The sequence below is a fragment of the Pseudolactococcus piscium genome (assembly GCF_002441695.1).
In the GTDB taxonomy this organism is placed as follows: Bacteria; Bacillota; Bacilli; order Lactobacillales; family Streptococcaceae; genus Pseudolactococcus; species Pseudolactococcus piscium.
This window is the reverse complement of record NZ_JXJW01000010.1, coordinates 24214-45369: the sequence shown is the minus strand read 5'-3', so window position 1 is coordinate 45369 and position 21156 is coordinate 24214. Positions and strand designations below refer to the sequence as shown.

General features: G+C 39.4%; 22 protein-coding genes. 18 read left to right on the top strand and 4 right to left on the bottom strand.

What is annotated here, in order from left to right:
• Positions 1-12 precede the first annotated feature (12 nt).
• The 3 genes from RU86_RS05950 (at position 13) to RU86_RS12315 (ending at position 1371) form a co-directional block, all read left to right on the top strand.
• Positions 13-327, top strand: a complete 315-nt coding sequence (locus RU86_RS05950; RefSeq protein WP_096814503.1) for a PTS sugar transporter subunit IIA — start codon at positions 13-15, stop codon at positions 325-327.
• Positions 328-538: 211 nt separating this feature from the next.
• Entirely contained in the window at positions 539-817 is a 279-nt protein-coding gene (locus RU86_RS12320) for an ATP-binding cassette domain-containing protein (protein WP_245810485.1), read from the top strand.
• Between the two features lie 53 nt (positions 818-870).
• Complete coding sequence (locus tag RU86_RS12315; RefSeq protein ID WP_245810484.1) at positions 871-1371, top strand: hypothetical protein; 501 nt, start codon at positions 871-873, stop codon at positions 1369-1371.
• A gap of 67 nt (positions 1372-1438) precedes the next feature.
• On the opposite strand, the gene RU86_RS05940 is transcribed toward RU86_RS12315, so the two are convergent.
• The gene (locus RU86_RS05940) at positions 1439-2383 is read right to left on the bottom strand and encodes a phosphatase PAP2 family protein (RefSeq protein WP_096814502.1); all 945 of its coding nucleotides are present in this window, start codon (positions 2381-2383) and stop codon (positions 1439-1441) included.
• Positions 2384-2663: 280 nt separating this feature from the next.
• On the opposite strand from RU86_RS05940, the gene RU86_RS05935 reads away from it, so the two are divergent.
• The 7 genes from RU86_RS05935 (at position 2664) to RU86_RS05905 (ending at position 9954) form a co-directional block, all read left to right on the top strand.
• Positions 2664-4022, top strand: a complete 1359-nt coding sequence (locus tag RU86_RS05935; RefSeq protein ID WP_096814501.1) for a UDP-N-acetylmuramoyl-tripeptide--D-alanyl-D-alanine ligase — start codon at positions 2664-2666, stop codon at positions 4020-4022.
• Between the two features lie 249 nt (positions 4023-4271).
• Positions 4272-5324, top strand: coding sequence for a phosphate/phosphite/phosphonate ABC transporter substrate-binding protein (locus tag RU86_RS05930; protein WP_079505026.1), 1053 nt, complete (start codon positions 4272-4274; stop codon positions 5322-5324).
• Between the two features lie 213 nt (positions 5325-5537).
• Positions 5538-6278: a phosphonate ABC transporter ATP-binding protein gene (phnC, locus tag RU86_RS05925; protein WP_047914895.1), complete on the top strand. Its 741-nt coding sequence runs from the start codon at positions 5538-5540 to the stop codon at positions 6276-6278.
• 1 nt (position 6279) lies between these two features.
• Positions 6280-7095, top strand: a complete 816-nt coding sequence (gene phnE / locus RU86_RS05920) for a phosphonate ABC transporter, permease protein PhnE (protein WP_096814500.1) — start codon at positions 6280-6282, stop codon at positions 7093-7095.
• A gap of 10 nt (positions 7096-7105) precedes the next feature.
• Positions 7106-7915, top strand: a complete 810-nt coding sequence (gene phnE, locus RU86_RS05915; protein WP_079505030.1) for a phosphonate ABC transporter, permease protein PhnE — start codon at positions 7106-7108, stop codon at positions 7913-7915.
• Positions 7916-7931: 16 nt separating this feature from the next.
• Positions 7932-9434 (top strand): bifunctional metallophosphatase/5'-nucleotidase, encoded by a 1503-nt coding sequence (locus RU86_RS05910; protein WP_179296219.1) that lies wholly within the window; start codon positions 7932-7934, stop codon positions 9432-9434.
• Positions 9435-9663: 229 nt separating this feature from the next.
• Entirely contained in the window at positions 9664-9954 is a 291-nt protein-coding gene (locus RU86_RS05905) for a hypothetical protein (protein WP_143468095.1), read from the top strand.
• 255 nt (positions 9955-10209) lie between these two features.
• On the opposite strand, the gene RU86_RS05900 is transcribed toward RU86_RS05905, so the two are convergent.
• The 3 genes from RU86_RS05900 to apf all read right to left on the bottom strand — a co-directional run bounded on the left by RU86_RS05900 (position 10210) and on the right by apf (position 11985).
• Entirely contained in the window at positions 10210-10890 is a 681-nt protein-coding gene (locus RU86_RS05900; RefSeq protein WP_096814497.1) for a hypothetical protein, read from the bottom strand.
• Positions 10891-10893: 3 nt separating this feature from the next.
• Positions 10894-11160, bottom strand: a complete 267-nt coding sequence (locus RU86_RS05895; protein ID WP_096814496.1) for a PadR family transcriptional regulator — start codon at positions 11158-11160, stop codon at positions 10894-10896.
• A 195-nt stretch (positions 11161-11355) separates the two neighbouring features.
• Positions 11356-11985 (bottom strand): aggregation-promoting factor, encoded by a 630-nt coding sequence (apf, locus tag RU86_RS05890; protein WP_096814495.1) that lies wholly within the window; start codon positions 11983-11985, stop codon positions 11356-11358.
• A gap of 182 nt (positions 11986-12167) precedes the next feature.
• Here apf and RU86_RS05885 point away from each other — a divergent pair, with 182 nt between their 5' ends.
• From RU86_RS05885 to RU86_RS05850, 8 genes are all read left to right on the top strand, one after another.
• On the top strand, positions 12168-13724 hold the full coding sequence (locus RU86_RS05885) for a peptide chain release factor 3 (protein ID WP_096814494.1): 1557 nt from the start codon (positions 12168-12170) through the stop codon (positions 13722-13724).
• A gap of 132 nt (positions 13725-13856) precedes the next feature.
• Complete coding sequence (locus tag RU86_RS05880) at positions 13857-14315, top strand: LytTR family DNA-binding domain-containing protein (RefSeq protein WP_096814493.1); 459 nt, start codon at positions 13857-13859, stop codon at positions 14313-14315.
• On the top strand, positions 14312-14716 hold the full coding sequence (locus RU86_RS05875) for a hypothetical protein (protein ID WP_096814492.1): 405 nt from the start codon (positions 14312-14314) through the stop codon (positions 14714-14716). The genes RU86_RS05880 and RU86_RS05875 overlap by 4 nt, the downstream gene beginning before the upstream one ends.
• 152 nt (positions 14717-14868) lie before the next feature.
• Positions 14869-15762: an ABC transporter ATP-binding protein gene (locus RU86_RS05870; RefSeq protein WP_096814491.1), complete on the top strand. Its 894-nt coding sequence runs from the start codon at positions 14869-14871 to the stop codon at positions 15760-15762.
• Positions 15759-16619, top strand: a complete 861-nt coding sequence (locus RU86_RS05865) for an ABC transporter permease (RefSeq protein WP_096814490.1) — start codon at positions 15759-15761, stop codon at positions 16617-16619. The genes RU86_RS05870 and RU86_RS05865 overlap by 4 nt, the downstream gene beginning before the upstream one ends.
• 273 nt (positions 16620-16892) lie before the next feature.
• A complete protein-coding gene (gene cshA, locus RU86_RS05860) occupies positions 16893-18470 on the top strand; it encodes a degradosome RNA helicase CshA (protein WP_096814489.1) in 1578 nt (525 codons plus the stop codon).
• Positions 18471-18598: 128 nt separating this feature from the next.
• On the top strand, positions 18599-19498 hold the full coding sequence (gene era / locus RU86_RS05855) for a GTPase Era (RefSeq protein ID WP_047914906.1): 900 nt from the start codon (positions 18599-18601) through the stop codon (positions 19496-19498).
• Positions 19499-19513: 15 nt separating this feature from the next.
• Entirely contained in the window at positions 19514-21139 is a 1626-nt protein-coding gene (locus tag RU86_RS05850; protein WP_096814488.1) for a putative polysaccharide biosynthesis protein, read from the top strand.
• The last annotated feature ends 17 nt before the right edge of the window (positions 21140-21156 follow it).

Sequence of the window (21156 nt, the reverse complement as noted above, 5' to 3'; positions counted from 1 at the left end):
GGAGGGAACACGATGAACGACGAACAGATGGCTGTCATTATGCCACTGATTATGTATGGTGGAGAGGCAAAGTCTTCAGCGATTGAAGCGATTCAAGCCGCTAAAGTAGGTGATTTTACAAAAGCTGATACTGCTATTCAAGCAGCAAATGAGGCTATCGTCAAAGCGCATCACGGTCAGACAGAGCTGTTAACTAAAGCAGCAAATGGGGAAGCAGTTGATGTCTCTATTTATATGGTACATGCCCAGGATCATTTGATGACAGGCATCGCTTTCGTCGATTTGGCCAAAGAAATTATTACCCTCTATCAAGTAATTCAGGGATAGTGGGTTCGGGATAAGAGCAGCTTTATTATAGAAGGCTTGCTTATTTTAAATAGATAATAAGACCACTAGTCTAGGTTGATAGTGGTTTTATTGTTTATAGGCTATCAATAGCTTGAAATAAAAGAATTTGTTATAATGAAGAAGTTTAATAGACTAATGATAGGATAATAGCATACAAAACTGACTAGTAAGCTAGGTAAGGTAGCAGAAAATGATTGAGCTAAGGCATGTAACGAAAGCATTTAATGGCAGAATGGCAGTTGAGGATATCAGTTTTACCATCTCCGAGGGAGAGATATTTGGTTTTTTAGGGCCATCTGGATCTGGTAAATCAACAACGATAAATATCTTGACTGGCCAGTTGACACAAGATAGTGGACAGGCCTGGGTATTGGGTAAAGATAGCAGACAGATAGGAAGTGATGACCTCCTTGACATTGGGATCATGTATCGTTTATCCCGCAATATCAAGGTAAATTGTTGTTCTTAAACTTTGTTTTAAATTTCATCTATAGCATGACATCGGGTTGCTTTGTGTCGATCATGGTAAGTGAGGAAAAGGAAAAGAAAAATTTACGAACGCTTATTTTAGCTGGTGTAACGTTAAAAGAATACATTATCTCCATCATTATTTTTCCTTTTATCCTATCGATAGGGTCATGCCTTATCTTCCCTTTTCTGATTAGAGTTAGTCTGCCAAACTGGCCCCTTTATTTATTCATCGCCATAGGCACCTGCGTCATATTTATATTAGCTAATCTATCTATCGCACTGTTCACTAAAAATCAAACCCAGGCTACACTCTTTGGATTCGGGATAACGATGATTGCGCTAGTACTAGCCATGTTACCAGATTTTGTTCAAAATACTTACTTATCACACCTGATTAGTCTATCTTTTGTTGGTGCAAATACGAATATATTTATGAATTCAGGTCACTTAGCACTCACTGATATCAGTATTTTAGCGATGTTAGTTTGGGTTGTTGGTTTACTGATTTTAACTAGGTATGCCTTTATCTGGAATAGAAAAAATCATGCCTGATAAGGCTCTCAAAGAAAGACAAAAAACCGTGCCTATTGACATCGGTTTTTTTCTTACTAGCTATTGATTAGTGGAGAGGATCTCCCATGAGTTTTTCGTTTAAGAGTCTAGCGGTTGCATAGATGACAACAATCGAGATAAATGACCCCATTGTCACATCACTTAGGAAATGCGCACCAAGTCTCAGTCGTGAAATAGCGACTAGAGAGCCAAAGATAACAGCGAAGATAAAGGTGTTGCGGCGCTTATTACCCAGTTTTGGTGAAACGAACAAGGGAAGGAGAAGGGCTATCCAGCCTTCTTGTGAATGGCCTGATGGGAATGATTTATGACCATTTTCACCATTAATTTGTAACCATGAGGTGAAATTAGTCCAGCCCTGATTCATTTCATAAGGTCGCATACGTCCCCATAGTGCCTTCATGCTGTTAACGATCGTATCGGCTGCAAATACAGCAACGATAGCCGCTATGGCAACATAAGTGAGACGTTGCATTTCTGCTTCATCCTTGGCTACAAGCCATTTATGGCATAAAGCGAAACCGATGATGACAAGGATAAGCGTTAAGATAATTAGTGTAGGTAAATACCAGGTTGGTGAAACTGCCTTGCCACCACCGTCGTTATTAGCAGCACCAATAGGTGCTTTATGTTTTATGTTATTAAGTGAAGCAATCGTATAAAAAAGGGCGGTTTTAACTGCTTGCCATGTTTCATAAATCGCAGCAACGCCTGTTAAAAACATGACTGAAAATTTGCCGATAGCATTGCTTTCTAATTTTTGAATGCGATAAAATAAAACTTGGGCAGCCATAAAAATAATAATACTAGGAAAAATCAGGCTATAGTTTTGGAATATGGTACCAAAAATTGAGTTTTGATCCATGAGTGTGCGAGAAATCGGTTTATCAAAAATTGCACCAATGATCAGTAATAAAACAACGATGCCAAGAACAATCTTCTCGATTTGGAAGCGTGGTTTTGGGGTAGGCTGTGACTGTGTGAGTGCCATTTGGCAGTCTCCTTTTTATGATTAGCGTGATGTTGTGTGGTATGAGTTGGCCGCCTCACTTATTAGTTTAACACTGTTAGTTATCTCCTTATGTAAGTTTTATGTAAAAAAAAGGTAAAAATGAGATAGATGCATGGGATGGATGAAGGAATCGTGAGCTGTCATGCTGCTTGATCATTAGCACAACTTCACTAATATGAGTTACAAATAACAAGTAAAGCAAGAAAAATAGTTGTTTTTTTGCTAAAATATAAGATATGAAAAAGAATCAGGTAACCCAATGAATTTAACCTTACATGAACTTGCACGTGTCGTTAGCGCACAAAATGACCTTTCTGCTTATCCTAACCTTATACTAAAAAATATTGAATTTGATAGCCGGTTAATCCAAGACGGAGACATTTTCTTGCCGTTAAAAGGTGCACGCGATGGCCATGAGTTTATCCCAACAGCCTTTGATAAGGGAGCTGTTGTGACACTCTCTGAGAAAAAAGTTGCCTTTCCTCACATACTCGTTACGAATACTGAACAAGCATTTCAAGTATTGGCAGCCTATTATTTAGAGAAAACAAAAGTCGATGTGATTGCGATTACCGGGAGTAATGGTAAAACAACAACTAAAGACATGGCGGCACAAATCCTTGAGACAACCTACAAAACGTATAAAACCCAAGGAAATTATAATAACCAAATCGGTTTGCCTTACACTGTTCTTCATATGCCAGAAGGCACGCAGAAGCTTGTCCTAGAAATGGGACAGGACCATATGGGAGATATCCATCTCTTATCGACCTTAGCAAAACCTAAACTGGCTGTTATTACCTTAATTGGGGAAAGTCATCTCGAATTTTTCGGCACACGAGATAAAATCGCAGAAGGTAAGCTACAGATTGTTGACGGATTAGTCCCTGGTGGGGAGTTGATTGCCCCAGCAGATAAAATCATTAATGCTTACTTACCTGAAAATCAGAAAATTACACGCTTTGGCGCGGATTCAGATATCCATATTGTTGACTTGTACGAGTATAAAGATGCCTTACGGTTTACGGTGAATTTTCTGGATGAACAGCTAATGATCCCGATTCCTGGTAAATTTAATGCGACCAACGCCATGGTTGCAGCTTACATCGGGATGTTAGAGGGTGTAAGCCCAGAGAACATCAAGCGGGCATTAGCAGATTTGAGTCTCACTAAAAACCGGGTTGAGTGGCTCAAATCCTCAAATGGCGCGGATATCTTATCAGATGTCTATAATGCCAATCCGACTGCCATGCGCTTAATACTAGAAACATTTCAAACAATAGATCGTAATCCTGATGGCAAAAAAATCGCTGTCCTGGCTGACATGAAAGAGTTAGGTGAGCAATCACCGCAACTCCATGCTCAGATGATAACAGCACTGGATCCTCAAAAACTAGATTTACTTTATCTTTATGGTGAAGAAATCGAACCACTTGCATCAGCTGCCAAGACTGTATTTGAACCTGATGCTATCAAATATTTCCGAAAAGATAATGAAACAGATGACTTAGATGAACTTCTCAAAGACTTGTTAAACACCTTAGCGCCTCAAGATCAACTCTTGCTAAAGGGAAGTAACTCCATGAAGCTATCAGCACTTATAGAAGGTCTTTGCTAGGAACCTGCTAGTCATATCAGTTATATATAGAGAGGACACTTGTTTGAAGACAGGTGTTTTTTTATAACTTGAAATATAACATGGGAGATAATTTAGATGGATTAAGCTATCTGAAAATTATCAAAAAAATTTTGAAAAAAAAAGATACCAAAACCTCAAAAGTATGATATATTAGACAAGTAGTCATATATGAGGCAATTGTTTCTCATATAAAATCATACAAAAAAACATTGAGGAGTATCCATTTTCATGAAAAAAGGACTTACACGTGGTCTCGTTACAGCAGGCGTTGCTTTGTTTGCGGTCGCAGCACTAGCAGCTTGTGGTAGCAAAACTTCTGATACAAAATCAGAGAGCAAGACAATCGATGATTTGAAAATTTCGTTTGTGCCATCTAGAAACCCTGATGATATTGCCATTGCAACAAAACCGATGGCATCATTGTTGAAAGATGAGCTTAAAAAACAAGGCTATACTGTAAAAAAAGTTGATGTGACAGTCGGCACGAACTATGAAGCAGTTGGAGAAGCACTAGCTTCTGGCGCTGCTGATGTTGGTTATGGTGTCCCTGGCTCTACTTTTGCTTTATATAAAGATGACGTAAATGTGATTTTAACAGCAACACGTGCCGGTCTTAGCAAAGACTCAAGTCAGGCAAAAGATTGGAATGATGGCAAAGCAACTGAAAAGACTGACAAACAAGCAACAAGCTATCGGTCTATTTTGGTGACAGGCCCATCAGAAAAAGGACAAGCCTTAGCTAAAAAAGTCAATGCCGGTGAAAAATTAACTTGGAATGACCTTAAAGATGCTAACTGGGGACTTTCTTCAACAACTTCAGCTGCTGGCTATGTTTACCCATCACTTTGGTTGAATGAAAATGTTAAACATACAGTGACTGATTTGACACATAGTGTGACGATCGATTCTTATGGTTCTGGTCTTGCACGTCTTGCTTCAGGTCAAATCGATGTGTTACCAATGTATGCTGATGCGCGTCGTGATTACGCCAATGCTTGGACAACAACTTATGGTCAAAAAGAGTCGATTTGGGCTGAAACAAATGTTATCGGTGTAACACCAGCGATTTATAACGATGGTATCCTGGTTTCAAAACAATCAAAAGTAATGACATCAGATTTCCAAAAAGCGTTGAAAGCAGCGGTTAAAGAGATGGCTAAGACTGAAGATGGTAAGAAAATTCTTGCTGTTTACTCACATGAAGGATATAAAGATGCAAAAGAATCTGATTACAAATCAGAATTTGCAGCAGAAAAATTGTTGCAAAAAAACGCTAAATAAGCTAAGCGCTAGCGTTCATATCTAAACACAAGAAAAACAAGCAGTCAGGCAGATGTAGGCTGTTTGTTTTTCGTGTTTACTTGCGTTTTGGCAGGTTGTTGATAGCCTTATGATGAAAAATATGTCGATATGTGATAGCAATCAAGCATCGTAAAACAAAGCTAGAAGACAAGTACACCGCCAAAACACTGTAATATAAGGAGTAATCACTAAATGATTAAGTTTGAAAATGTTTCAAAAGTGTATCCAAATGGTACCCGTGGTCTTGAAGATGTGAATCTTGAGATCCAACAAGGTGAATTCATCGGGATTATTGGGACGTCTGGTGCCGGTAAATCGACACTCATTCGGACGATTAATGGTCTAAATAATGTGACTGAAGGTACACTCATGGTCAATGAGACAAATGTTGCCCAATTAAAAGGGAAAGCACTTCGTGAATTCCGAAAAAATGTTGGGATGATCTTCCAATCTTATAATCTGGTACCACGTGTGTCTGTTATTCGCAATGTACTCAGTTCTCGTGTGCCTAATATGTCCTTTTTAAGCGTTTGTTTTGGCTTATTTTCTAAAGCGGACAAACTCAAAGCACTTGATGCCTTAAACCGCGTTGGCATTCTTGATAAGGCCTATATTAGAGCCGATCAGCTCTCAGGTGGGCAACAGCAACGTGTGTCATTAGCCCGTGCTTTGGCACAAGATGCAGATATCCTCTTGGCAGATGAACCAGTTGCCGCACTTGATCCTGTAACGGCACGTGAAGTGATGGACGATTTTAAACGCATTAATAAAGAGTTAAATAAAACCGTCTTGATCAATATTCACCATGTGGAGTTAGCGTTGGAATATACAGATCGTATCATCGCTGTTAAAAAGGGCAGAATTGTTTTTGATGGACCATCTAGTAGTGTGACACAGCAAGTCTTAGATGATGTTTACAGAAAAGAGGCTTAATATGTATGATAAAATTTTCAAGCCTAAAAAATTAGTCTTGGATACAGGTGAAGTGGTCTATGAAAAGGCAACGCGTACACCGATTGTCTGGCTGATTTTCCTAGGACTTTTGATTTTTTCTCTGAAATTTACCAATTTTCAGTTTTCTGTGCTCATCGAAAGAGGGGCGAATTTCTTTGATATGCTCAAAAAAATGGTCCCACCTGACACAAGCTATCTACCCAAAGTCGTCAAACCCTTATTAGATACGATTAAGATGAGTTTTATCGGCTCTATTTTAGGGAGTGTCTTTGCCATTCCTTTTGCTATTCTAGCATCTAGTAATATCGTCCACAATCAAGTCATTAATAAAGTGGTTCGCATCTTATTTACCTTTCTTCGGACGCTACCAACCCTTGTGACGGCACTTATCGCGACATATATCTTTGGACTAGGTACCTTTGCAGGGACACTTGCCATCTTTATTTTCTCATTTTCTTACATGGGAAAACAAATGTTTGAAGTGATCGAAACTGTCGATATGGGTGCTTTTGAAGCGATGGAGTCAATGGGTGCAACAAAACTCAAAGCCTTCACAGTTACCATAGCACCACAAATCATGCCGATTTATTTGTCAACTACCCTGTTTAACTTCGAAGGGAATGTCAGATACGCTGCTATCCTTGGCTATGTTGGTGCAGGTGGTATCGGATTGATTCTCAATGACCGAGTCAATAACCGTGATTATCCAAGTGTTGGGATGATTTTACTGACCCTACTTATCACCGTTATTGCGATTGAGCTGATCAGTCAAGTGATCCGTCGTAAGTTAACCTAAGGAGGATGTGATGACAGATTTAATAAAAGCAAAATATGAACAAAGTCCTCGCCGCTGGCCCTATTATTTAGTGATATTTGCCGTGATATGTGGTGTCTTCATCTGGTCGATGACCGTGATGAATATGTCTGGTATGTCTGAAAAAGGCACAGCAATTGCAGGCAATATCTTTAAAGGGATTTTCCATCCGGATTTAAAATTTTTATTTGCACTAGATACGTCAGGTGTCGGCTATCTCTTGTTGCAAACAATCGCGATTGCGATTTTAGGGACGCTTGTTGGTGCAGTCATTGCAGTACCTTTATCCTTTTTATCTGCAACAAATATCATGCCATCTTGGATAGCCTATATCATTCGTTTATTTATCATGACGATCCGGACAGTGCCACCTTTTGTATATGGGTTGATGTTTATTCGGGTGACAGGCCCTGGCCCATCTGCTGGTGCGCTTACCTTGGGACTCATGTCAATCGGTATGATTTCCAAACTATTTATCGAAACAATCGAGGATTTAGATACAGGCATTATCGAGTCTATGGAGGCATCTGGTGCGACGACCTTCCAAAAAATACGGTTTGGGATTATCCCCCAACTGATGCCTGACTTCCTATCTATCTTACTTTACCGTTTGGATATGAATTTACGGGATGCCAGTATTTTAGGTCTTGTTGGGGCTGGTGGTATCGGTGCGCCGATGATTTTTGCCATGAGTGCCTACAAATGGCCACAAGTTGGCTCAATCTTAATCGGACTCTTTGTCTTGATTCTTGTGATTGAACAAATTTCTGATCATATCCGCTCATATCTATTGAAAGGCTAGTTGTCTGATGAAAAAGATGAAGATTTATTATACAAGTGACGTCCATGGCTACCTCTATCCGACTGATTATTTGTCTGATAATGTACAAGCCATGGGCCTCATGCAAGTAATCGACGCATTTGATAAAGACGATAATACGCTTGTGATTGATGGTGGTGATATTTTTCAAGGCTCACCATTTATTAACTATTATCAAAATCAGAAGCGCTCAGATAATGGGATTGCGAAAGTGATGAATGCGGGTGGCTATGATGTCATTACCCTAGGGAATCATGATTTTAACTATGGTTTTTCATTTTTAAAAGAGAATTTAGCACAGCTGAATGCTAAAGTGACAGCGGTAAACGTATTAGACCAGGCAGGGAAACAGCTGTTTCCAGCTCAAATTAAGACACTTGCAAATGGCTTAAAAATTGGCCTCATAGGTGCTGTGACAGACTATGTCAATATCTGGGAAAAACCTGAAAATATCTCCGATATTCAAATCATGCCTGTTTTTCCAGCCATGAAGCAAGAACTTGAACGGTTGAAATCACAAGTCGATTTTGTGATTGGGATTTATCATGGCGGCTTTGAGTCTGATTTAGAGACTGGTGAACGCTTGTCAGATACAGGTGAAAATGTTGGGTATGAACTCCTAGAAGCACTTGATTTTGATTTGTTACTAACAGGTCATCAGCATGCGACGATCGAGGGACGCGATGTTCATGGCACCTACACCTTGCAACCGCCCAATATGGCTCGCAAGTATTTTGACATTACCGTTGCCTTTGATCAAAATTTAAAACCGACTATCACAAGTGAGCTAAAAACGCCAGGGATTACACAATCTGCTGAGTTAAAAGCTGAACTTGATGATCTGCAAGCTGAGGTTAATACCTATCTTGATCAACCAATCGTCCATTTAGATCAAGTCGTTGCAGCCCAAAGCCATCTTGAGTTGGCACAGACAAGTAATGCCATTCTTGCCTTAACTGCGCATGTTCAAAGACAGGTAACAGGTGCTGATATCTCTATCGTTAGCATGAATAATAATACGCTGTCTCTACCAAATGATGTAAAAGTACGTGATATTTTGCGGAATTATCCATTTGATAATACCCTTTTCCATGTCAAGTTGACAGGTGCACAAGTCAAACAAAATATTGAGAAAACAGCTGAGTATTTTGCCTTAGAAAATCAACAACTAGTCATTAATCCTAAGTGGTTGATACCGAAAACAGAGCATTATAACTATGATTTTTATTATGGACTTGCTTACACGATAGACGTCTCTAAACCTGTCGGTAGTCGTGTGACTAAGGTCAGCTATCAAGGCAAAGCACTTTCAGATGATCAAGTTTTAACCATTGCACTGAATAACTATCGTGCTGTAGGTGGTGGGGAATATAATGCCTATAAAAAAGCAGAAGTCATTCAAGACACTGGATTAACGATTCAAGACTTGATGATTGCCTATTTAGAGGAAACGGGACAATTAGCAGTCGATGAACCATTAGACTTTAACATTACCTATTAAAAAGGCTGAGTGAGAACTCAACCTTTTTTGCTTACAGTTAAGCATTAGCATCCAGCTTTATCTATTTGTGAAATGAGTAAAAGACACCGTATCGTGCACATTAAACTAGATTAGCTTAAGGTAATAGGTCATCCCCTGTAAATGTTCGACAAAATGAAAGCGATTTCGTATACTGATGTCGAGGTATAAGGACCTTGTATAGCTAAAGTTAGCCTTGTGAAGGAGAAATATGATGTATTATGTTACTAAAATTGATGATGAAGCCTATCTTGGTCGTATTTTGTTTAACGCTAAATCGCAAGAAGCCTATTTTCATCAAGCTAAAAAAATGATTGATGTAGCCTTTGGAGAAGATGCGGTTACTTTTGTCACGCTGAATGGTTTATATCAGACGCTTGGGACCAGTGACACGAAAGAGACGATTTTATTATCTAAGTATGCCAAGGCATATGAAAGTGCAATAGCGACTAAGTATCCTTCAGCAACGGTTGAAAACTATGATGTTATTGGAACGATATGAAGCTTAAAATAGAAACAGTTAAAATCAAGTATGATGATGTGACCCGCAAAATATAAACTTTTGAAATCAAGTATTCTGGGGTTCACATCATGATATGCTTGATTTTTTTGTTAATTGGCTAAAGAAAGACGACATTGAACTGAAATGCCAGTTCAATGTCGCAAATAGTGACTATAAATTACTTGACTATAGATATTAAGTCAGTAGGAGGCATATTTATGAATAGCTAGGATTACTTATATTAGCTGGAGGCAGTTAGACTTTTTGTTGTTTGTTAACGATCCAAAAATAATAGACTAGACTAATCAAGTAGAGTAGTACGGCGATAAGTTGACCTGTTTCCAAAATAAGAGGCACTTCAAAACTTAACCAGTATATTGGTCTGCTAAAAAGAAAAGATGATAAGTAAACTATCCCAAATGTACAAATAAAAAGACATAATCCTTTGATTAAACGACTCTTAAATGCGGAAAAATTGATTAGTTTTAAAGCGATAAAAATGAGGCAAGCGATTATTAAGGGTGTCAGGAGTGCAGATATAATTGAAAAATATGCTTTATCAATCCCATTTATGTTATGTATGCCAATACTAGATAGGAAAATCACAAAAATTAAGGTGATACAAAATAGTGTCAAATTTTCTTTGATAAGCGTCCCTATTTTTTTGTTTGGCATAGCGGCTAAAATAGCTTTTGCGACTTTTTTAGGGTCAGTTCCTAAGAGCATTTGGGCAGTATAGCCATCTTTTTCAGCCTGAGCGATATCGTTGATCACTTCAGCTAATTTTAATTGGACAATCGTCTCATCTTTTAACAAGATATCACCAGTCATCGTCAATAAAAAATCAGTGACAAATAATTGGTTGTTCTTAGACAATGCTTTTATTACAGAACGGGTCTCTGTACTTAGTAGGTTCGTGTATTGCTGACTTGCCATTTCTTACCTCAAACTTTCAAAAATATCAATAAACTTATTAAATCGGTCACTAAAATCTACTTGTGCCAATCTACCATTAGGAGAGAGTGTATAATATTTTCGACTTGGTCCCTCATCAGATTTTCTGACTTCTGTTGTGACCCAGTCGTTTTTTTCAAACTTTGTTAGTATAGGATAAATTGTTCCCATTGAGACGTCTTTGAGGCCAAAGCTACTAAACTTGTTTGAAATTTCATATCCATAGAGATCATCAGATTGACCAATAATCATTAGTAAAAACCCCTCAACTATGCCTTTTCGCAGTTGACTTTCATTTATATAGTCTATTTTTCACACATCCTTTACTATTATGTATAACGTAATAGTATCATATATTTTGCTATTGTGCAATGCATAATAGGTGAACGGACATAAAAAAAGCACTTCACAAAGAAGTACTTTTTAGTTTAGACTAGCTGAGTAAGTTTAATACCAACCGTGAGATAAATGGAACTGCCAAGCAGCTTCCCATGAGCCATAACGTCCTGCGACATAGTTATCTGCCACACGTTCTTGGTTAGCAGGAGAGAAGTCTCCACCTAAGTAAGAAGACGTCAATTGGTAACGACCGTAATACTGACCATTTTGAGCAGAATATGAACCGCCTGATTCAGTCATAGCAATCGCTTCTTTAGCCGAGTTTGCAGTGAAACCATTACCTGTTGCGATAGATGCTGTAGGTGCAGGTGTTGCAGCAGGAGCTGGTACAGCAACAGCTGGCGCTGCAGCTTGGGCTACTACTGATTTAGCGGGTGTTTCAGTATCAGATGTTGCATCTGTATTAAATGTCAATGATTCGCCGACATAGATCATCGCGATGTTGCTAATATTGTTTGCTTTGGCAATACTTTGAATATGCGTTTGATCATTATAAAATTTATCTGAGATTTGAGATAGTGTATCTCCCGGTTTAACAACGTAAGTCACTTCGTCAGCACTTGCTGTTGTCGCTGTAGCAAAAAGGCCAGCAGCAATGAGAGTAGTGGCTAAGAAAGCCACCGATTTTTTAGACAGGGTAGCAGTCAAATTAGACTGCTTAAGATTAAATGTTTTCATGAGACTTATTCTATCAGACAAATACCCGAGTAATATGAAAATAACATGAAAGTTTTATGACAAAATGTTACGAATTATTACAAATAGCTTTTTATAAGTGTGATATAATAGGAGGTATTGAGTAAAATATACAGCTGAAAGCAGGCTAAACCCACTTGTAGCTGCGGTTTAAAGGAAAACAAATGACATTAGAATCAGAAATTAAGCGTAGACGGACCTTTGCAATCATCAGTCACCCGGATGCTGGTAAAACGACGATAACAGAACAATTGCTTTATTTTGGCGGAGAAATTCGTGAAGCAGGTACTGTAAAAGGAAAGAAAACAGGGCATTTTGCTAAATCAGACTGGATGGATATCGAGAAGCAACGTGGGATTTCGGTGACCTCTTCAGTCATGCAATTTGACTATGCTGGAAAACGTGTTAACATCCTTGACACACCAGGGCATGAGGACTTCTCGGAAGATACTTATCGGACCTTGATGGCAGTAGATGCTGCTGTCATGGTGATTGACAGCGCCAAGGGTATTGAAGCGCAGACGAAGAAGCTGTTCCAAGTTGTCAAACAACGCGGTATTCCAGTCTTTACCTTTATTAATAAACTTGACCGTGATGGTCGTGAACCACTTGATTTATTAGCTGAGTTAGAAGACGTGTTAGGTATCTTATCTACGCCAATGAACTGGCCGATTGGAATGGGGAAAAATTTTGAAGGCCTCTATGATATGCATAACACGCGTTTAGAGCTTTATAAAGGAGACACGCGTTTTGTTGACTTTAATCAGGGAGATCAAGTCTTTGCACAAAATCCTTTCTACCAACAAGCCAAAGGTGATATTGAGTTAATGACAGAAGCGGGTAACCCTTTTGATGCGGAAGCTGTATTAGCAGGGGAATTAACACCTGTCTTCTTTGGGTCGGCCTTGACTAACTTTGGGGTACAGACTTTCCTAGATTCATTTTTAGAGTTTGCGCCAGAGCCTCAAGGGCATAAAACACTAACTGAGGAAGTAGTGTTACCTACAGTTCCAGAATTTTCAGGATTTGTCTTTAAAATCCAAGCCAACATGGACCCGCGTCACCGTGACAGGATTGCCTTTGTTCGTATCATCTCAGGTGAGTTTGAACGTGGTATGTCGATCAAGCTTGCCCGTACCGGAAAAGCAGTTAAGTTGAGTAATGTGACGCAGTTTATGGCTGAATCACGTGAAAATGTCGAAAATGCAGTTGCAGGTGATATTATCGGGGTTTATGATACGGGGACTTATCAAGTCGGTGATACACTGACAACTGGGTCACTGAAAATAGAATTTGAACCACTGCCTACCTTTACACCAGAATTATTCATGAAAGTTTCAGCTAAGAATGTCATGAAACAAAAGTCATTCCATAAAGGGATTGAACAGTTGGTACAAGAAGGTGCGATACAACTATATAAAAGTTACCAAACAGGTGAGTATATGTTGGGTGCAGTAGGTCAACTCCAGTTTGAAGTCTTCCAACACAGAATGGTTGGCGAATACAATGCTGAAGTGGTCATGACACCGATGGGTAAAAAGACTGTCCGTTGGATTTCACCAGATGACTTGGATGAACGTATGTCTAGTTCACGTAACATCCTAGCTAAGGATCGTTTTGATAATCCCTTGTTCTTGTTTGAAAACCAATTTGCTGAACGCTGGTTTGCAGATAAATATCCTGATGTGGTCTTGTCTGATACGCCGTTTGTTGAAAGATAATAGCATATAGAAGATTCCTGCGCCTACGTGGGGATTTTTGCTAGCATGGGCCGCCTTGTCTAGGTCATCATGAGGGGCCATATAGCTGCTGCTGACTTTTTAGGGTGAATAAGATGAGAGAAATGGTGATAAATGAAGGTTGTTGTTGCGCTAGTTCCTAAAACACAAGAGGAACAGATCGTGTTTAACATTCATGCCTTAACAGATGAACATCGTGCTTTGATGGCACGTGTCAAAGCTGATGAGCAGCATGATATCATCGCTACAAAAGGTGAAAAATACTATCGGATATTGATCAAAGGCATTTTATATTTTGAGTCAGTAGATAAAAAAACATTTGTCTATACACAAGATGATGTCTTTGAAGTGAAAGACAAACTCTATCAGATAGCAGAAAAATTAGCAGAGCAAAAGTTTATCCGGATTTCTAAGTCGATGATTTTGAATCTCAAAAAGGTTGAAATGATTTATCCTACATTGAGTGGCCGGTTTGAGGCAGAACTTGATAATCATGAACGTGTTACAATTTCTAGAAAGTATGTCTCAGAGTTAAAACACATGCTTGGTATGAAAGGACGGATTGTAGATTGAAGAATAAACTCATCCTATTTTTTGCCACGTTTTCAATGGCGACAACAATGATTCTAGTTATCAATATACTAGGTGGCACCTCCCTGACTAATTTTATTGTCTTAGAAGTGATGGCGGTCTGTGCCCTTAGTACCCTATTTTGCACCTTGTTTTTAACCTATGTTCAGACTGATTTTAAAAACTATCTGGCAGTTGTTGGTGTTGTTCTGATTGTCAGTTTAGGTAGCTATGTCTTTAACTGGCAGCTATCACTAGTGGGGCTCTTGTTGTCAGCAGGTGTCACACTCGTGCTTATTTTTATCAGTTATGAATTAGACAAGCAGGCTGCAAAAGAGATGAATCAGTTACTCAAGTCATTAAAATCAGACGATGGCAATGACGATGACAATAAAGAAGCCTAGCATACAGCAAGAAATCAATAGCAAAGAGAGCATGACGTGTCAGTAATGACAGCTTATGCTCTTTTTTTTACACCTTAGTCACCGATACCTATATTTATCATAGACAGTTTGATATGCTAAGGTTATTAAAAGAAGAGCGTGAGGGAATCAGAATGCAAACAAGACGATTAACAGCTAAAAACCTATCAAAAAAATATGGAACTCGAGAGGTAGTGAGTCAGCTAGATATATCAGTCGAAGCGGGGAGTTTTACAGCACTTTTAGGGACAAATGGTGCTGGCAAATCGACGACTATCGGTATGCTGACGACTTTAGTTCAGCCGACCAGTGGAGAGATCTACTATGATGACTTAGCGAGCAAAGAGCATCTATCACAGGTGCGTGCTAAGGTTGGTATCGTCTTTCAAGACAGTCTATTAGATGGTGCCTTGTCTGTTTTAGATAACCTAAAAATTCAAGCAGGACTTTATCAAAACATCCCCAAGGAAAGAATTGACCAAGTGATCAAACTCACCCAGTTGACAGCCTTGTGTAAACAAAAGGTAGATCATTTGTCAGGTGGTCAGAGGCGACGTGTTGACATTGCAACTAGTATCTTACACCAACCAGACATTTTATTTTTGGATGAACCAACGACAGGACTGGACATTCAAACACGATTAGCTATATGGGAGATGCTTGAAGGCATGCGTCAAACAGAAAACTTGACGATTTTCTTGACAACCCACTATTTAGATGAGGCAAATTTTGCTGATAATGTTTATATTATTGATGATGGCAAACTTATTGCAAATGGGTCAGCTCAAGCACTCATCCAAACGTATACCAAAGAAAATTTGCAGATAGAAGCAGGTCAGTTAAGCGATATCTGCCGTGTGTTAGGGAGATCGGAAAATAGGTTTCCGGTTATCGTGCCAGTTGCCGATGCCCAGGCTGCTATTTCGATTTTAAACATGATTCAACCCTATGTGACGACGTTTACCTATCAGCATGGGACGATGAATGAGGTGTTTGTCGCGCTTACTGGAAAGGAAATGACATCATGATAACCATAATGAAACGCAATTTAAAACTGTATTTTAGTGAACGAAGCACGATATGCTACTCACTCCTGACGTCACTGATTGTACTCGTCCTTTATTTCGCTTTTTTAAAGCAAAACTATATAGAGTCGCTTAAGTCTTTTCGTGAAGGCGTTAAATTCGCTGATATTTGGGTGCTATCCGGCATATTATCAGTAACAGGCATGACAGCCTGTTTTCATGCAATCTCCCAATTAGTAGTAGATAAGAGTTCAGGGCGAATGAATGCCTTTCGCCTGACACAAACATCGACGTTTGCTATTTACATGGGCTGCTTTTTATCCAGTGTGATCATCGGTATTATCATGCAACTGGCGGTTTTCGGTATCGGATTAGGCTTGTTTGCTCAGATGGATGGTGTGGTCATTTCGCTAAAATCCCTTGGTCTAGCTTGTGGTGCGCTTGTCTTAAATAGTGTGGTCAGCTCAGCCTTGAGCCTGGCTATCTTGAGTGTAACTCGAAATCGGTCAAGCTTAACGTCCCTTGGGACACTGGTCGGTACCTTATCTGGCTTTCTATCCGGTGTCTACATTCCGATGGGGGCACTGCCTGAGATTGGTCAAACGATCATGAAGTGCTATCCAGGTGCCTATAGTGCCTCGCTTTTTCGGCAGATTTTGTTAGATGAACAGCTTAAAACAACGTTTGGACAGGTGTCCAAGTCAACATTGACAGAATACAAAGCTACTTTTGGTATTGGCTTGTCTCTAAATGCTCAGTTGACGACAGCAGCTCAAGATAGTCTGATTTTAGCTATCTTTAGCATTGGTCTAATTGGGGTCGTCGCAGGCGTTTTGAAGGTAAGACGTGCTGAAAAGTAAAGACGAATTGCTATTTATCTCAATGAAAACGTATTCCCAAATATCAGCCTACTATTTTCATGAAAATTGTGCTATACTAAATAAGTTGTCCAATTGGGGCAATTTTAACTCAATGGAGTATTTGGATTTAGCGTTTTAAGCTTGTTTGCTTGAAATGCAGACAAGTTTTTTATATCACGATATTTATATCTGAACTGTTTGATTAACACCATTTTTTTACAGAAAAACTAGAAAATAACCGAAAATGCCATTTCTATTTGAATGGAGATATATTTGAAATTTACAGAACTTGGTTTATCAGAAGACATCTTATCAGCAGTAAGTAAAGCTGGTTACGAAACACCAACACCTATCCAAGAACAAACGATCATGCTTGCCTTAGATGGTAAGGACGTGATTGGTCAAGCCCAAACTGGTACTGGTAAAACAGCTGCCTTTGGCCTACCGACACTTGATAAAATTGATATCAATGGTGGCTTACAAGCTTTGGTGATTGCACCAACTCGTGAGCTAGCTGTTCAATCTCAAGAAGAATTGTTCCGATTTGGCCGTGACAAAGGCGTTAAAGTACGTTCAGTCTTTGGTGGTGCTAGTATTGATAAACAAATTAAAGCACTTAAATCTGGTGCACACGTTGTTGTTGGTACACCAGGACGTATGGTTGACTTAATCAAACGTCGTGCCTTGCAACTTGGGGATATCGAAACATTAATCCTTGATGAAGCAGATGAAATGCTTAACATGGGCTTTATCGATGACCTCGAGTTCATCATCAAAGCAACACCAACAGCAACACGCCAAACTCTCTTGTTCTCAGCTACAATGCCTGATGCAATCAAGAAAATCGGCGTGAAATTTATGAAAGAACCACAACACGTTAAAATCGTATCAAAAGAAATGACTTCTGATTTGATTGATCAATACTACGTGAAGACTAAAGAATTTGAAAAATTTGATGTTTTAACACGTTTAATCGACGTACAAAAACCAGAATTAGCAATCATCTTTGGTCGTACAAAACGTCGTGTTGATGAAATTACACGTGGTTTAAAACTTCTCGGCTACCGTGCTGAGGGTATCCATGGCGATTTAGCACAACAAAAACGTTTAGCAGTATTGCGTGACTTTAAAAATGATAACTTAGATGTGCTTGTTGCGACTGACGTTGCAGCGCGTGGTCTTGATATCTCAGGTGTAACACACGTTTATAACTACGATATCACACAAGATCAAGAATCATACGTTCACCGTATCGGCCGTACTGGTCGTGCTGGTAAATCAGGTCTATCTATTACGTTTGTATCTAACAACGAAATGGGTTACCTACGTGCAATCGAACGTTTGACTAAGAAAGAAATGAAAGGCATGAAGCCACCAACACGTGAAGAAGCTTACCAAGCTAGCCTCGCTGTTGCTTTCGATGAAATCAAACGTGATTTAACTGATGAAAAAATCTCAGCTAAATTAAACAAATTTGATGAAGATGCTGATAAATTACTAGCTGAATACGATGCTAAACTATTAGTTTCATTGTTACTTCAAGCTAAAGTCAGCGATCCTGATACACGTCCTAAAGTGGATATCGCACCTGAAAAACCATTACCATTTAACGGTGAGGGTGGTAAAGGCGGCGGCGGAGGCCGTGGTGGTAATCGTGGTGGCGGTAGTCGTGGCCGTAATGATCGTCGTGGCGGCGGTGGCGGTTTTAACCGTGACAAACGCAGCGGTGGTGGTCGCGATCGTGATGACCGTAACAAAAAAGATTATTACAAAAAAGATAAACAAAAAGTGCATCCGCATGCGACTGAAAAGAAACCTGGTTTCGTAATTCGCAACAAGGGTGATAAGTAACAGAAATGAAAAGTCGGCAACGGCTTTTTGTGTTATAATGAAAACAGTTATGTCCAATTTAGGGCGCGTCGTTAATCAGCATAGTCGTTGGCAAGATTGCCAAGATCACCTCATATAGAAAGAAAAATATGACATTTAAATCAGGATTTGTATCTATCATTGGTCGCCCAAACGTCGGGAAATCGACCTTACTCAATCACGTCATGGGGCAAAAAATTGCCATCATGAGTGATAAAGCACAAACAACTCGAAATAAAATCCAAGGGATTTATACAACAGAGACTGAGCAGATCGTCTTTATCGATACACCGGGTATTCACAAACCACATAATGCATTAGGTGATTATATGGTAGAATCTGCTTATTCTACCTTACGCGAAGTGGATACAGTACTATTTATGGTCCCTGCTGATGAAACACGTGGCAAGGGTGATAATATGATTATCGAACGCCTGAAGCAAGCTAATGTACCCGTCATTTTAGTCGTCAATAAGATCGACAAAGTACATCCCGATAGACTTTTAGCACAGATTGATGATTTCCGCACACAAATGGACTTTAAGGAAGTCATTCCAATCTCTGCCCTAGAAGGTAACAATACAGATAAATTACTTGATATCCTGAAAGGTAATCTTGAGGAAGGCTTTAAATACTTCCCAGATGATATGATTACAGACCATCCAGAACGCTTCCTAGTTGGGGAAATGATTCGGGAGAAAGTACTCATTTTAACGCGTGAAGAAATTCCACATTCGATCGCTGTTACAGTTGACTCGATGAAACGTGATGAAGAGACTAATAAAATACATATCATGGCAACGATTTATGTCGAACGTAAAAGTCAAAAAGGGATCATTCTTGGCAAAGGCGGAGATATGATTCGTAAGGTAGGTAAAATGGCACGTCGTGATATTGAACTCATGCTTGGTGATAAGGTTTATCTTGAAACATGGGTTAAAATCAAGGCAAATTGGCGTGATAAGAAGGTCGATATCCAAGCAATGGGCTATCGTAAAGATGATTTTTAAGGACGACGATATAAAATGGAAAACGCAGAATCTTTAGCAGATATGTCTAACTCACAAAACCAGCAAAGTAAGATGTTGGCGGGTGCCTTTTGGAGAACGGGAGCCGATTTTTTATCTAAGATACTAGGGGTGGTCTATTTGATTCCCTGGTATGCCTGGATGGGGACGCATGGTGACCAAGCCAATGCAGTATTTTCCATGGGGTATAATGTCTATGCCTTATTTCTCCTCATTTCAACAGCAGGTATTCCTGTGGCGATTTCCAGAGAAGTCGCTAAGTACAACGCGCTTGGCGACCGAAACATGTCTTATCGATTAGTTCGGCAGATGTTATTTTTTATGTTGTTAATGGGTGTCGTTTTTGCAGGAATTATGTATTTTCTTGCCCCTTTCTTTGCGTCATTATTAGGTGGCGGCGATGAGTTGATCCCGGTCATGAAAAGTTTGTCTTTAGGGGTCCTTATTTTTCCGGCAATGTCAGTCATTCGTGGTTATTTTCAAGGGCTCAACAATATGAAGCCTTATGCACTTAGTCAGCTGTTAGAACAAGTTTTTAGAGTGATCTGGATGCTAGTTACTGCCTACACAATCATGAAATTAGGGTCGGGAAATTGGGTGGAAGCAGTCACGCAATCTACTACAGCAGCTTTTATTGGTATGATTGCAAGTTCTATTGTTTTGATCATCTCCTTGATGAAACAAGGCGATCTTGAGAAAATCATGAATCCTGGTCCATCTAAGCACCAGATTAATGCCATAAACTTGATGACACAAACCCTAACACAGGCGATTCCGTTTATTATCATTGGGTCAGCGATTCAGATTTTTAAATTAATTGACCAGTCGACGTTTCCACATATCATGAGACTGGTGTCAAACTATTCTGATACACAGTTGAAAATATTTTTTGCCTATTTTTCAGCTAATGCGGATAAATTAACCATGGTATTACTTGGCGTCGCAACGACCTTAGGTGGCGTAAGTATTCCTTTAGTGACAGCAGCCTATGTCCAGAAACAGCAGAAAGACCTAGCGCAGTTAATTAGCTATAGTATTCAACTCTTTGCAGTTTTTATGATTCCAGCAGTTGTTGGGTTGGCGTTATTAGCACGTCAAATTCACACTATTTTTTATGTTGCACCAAGTCAACTGCAACTTAATTTGTTTGTATTTGCTTTCTTACAGAGTATCTTATTGGCTGGCTATGCCATGCTATCACCGATGTTGCAAGCTTTGCATCATAGTCGGATATCTATGCGTTATTTCGGTATTACACTGGGTATTAAACTCGTACTTCAAGTGCCAGCTATCTTATTGTTTGAAACGTATGGTCCCATGATTTCGACAACGCTTGCCTTTGGTGTTGGTGCTTATTTATTTTTACGTAAGATTCAACAAGTCTCGCAGTTTTCAATCAAAGCAACTTATAGAGGGATACTTGGTATTCTTGTGATGACCTTGATCATGGCACTTGTCGTGAGTCTTGTAAAATGGCTATTACCGGATAGGGTGCTTTTGACGACAGTTGTTGCTGGAGGTGCTGGTTTGGTAGCCTATGTTGTGATGGCGGCTAAACTCGGTTATTTAGACAAGTTACTAGGTGAAAAAGGTGCATCTCTAAGACGCAAGTTACATATTTAAAAAATAGGAATAGGCTA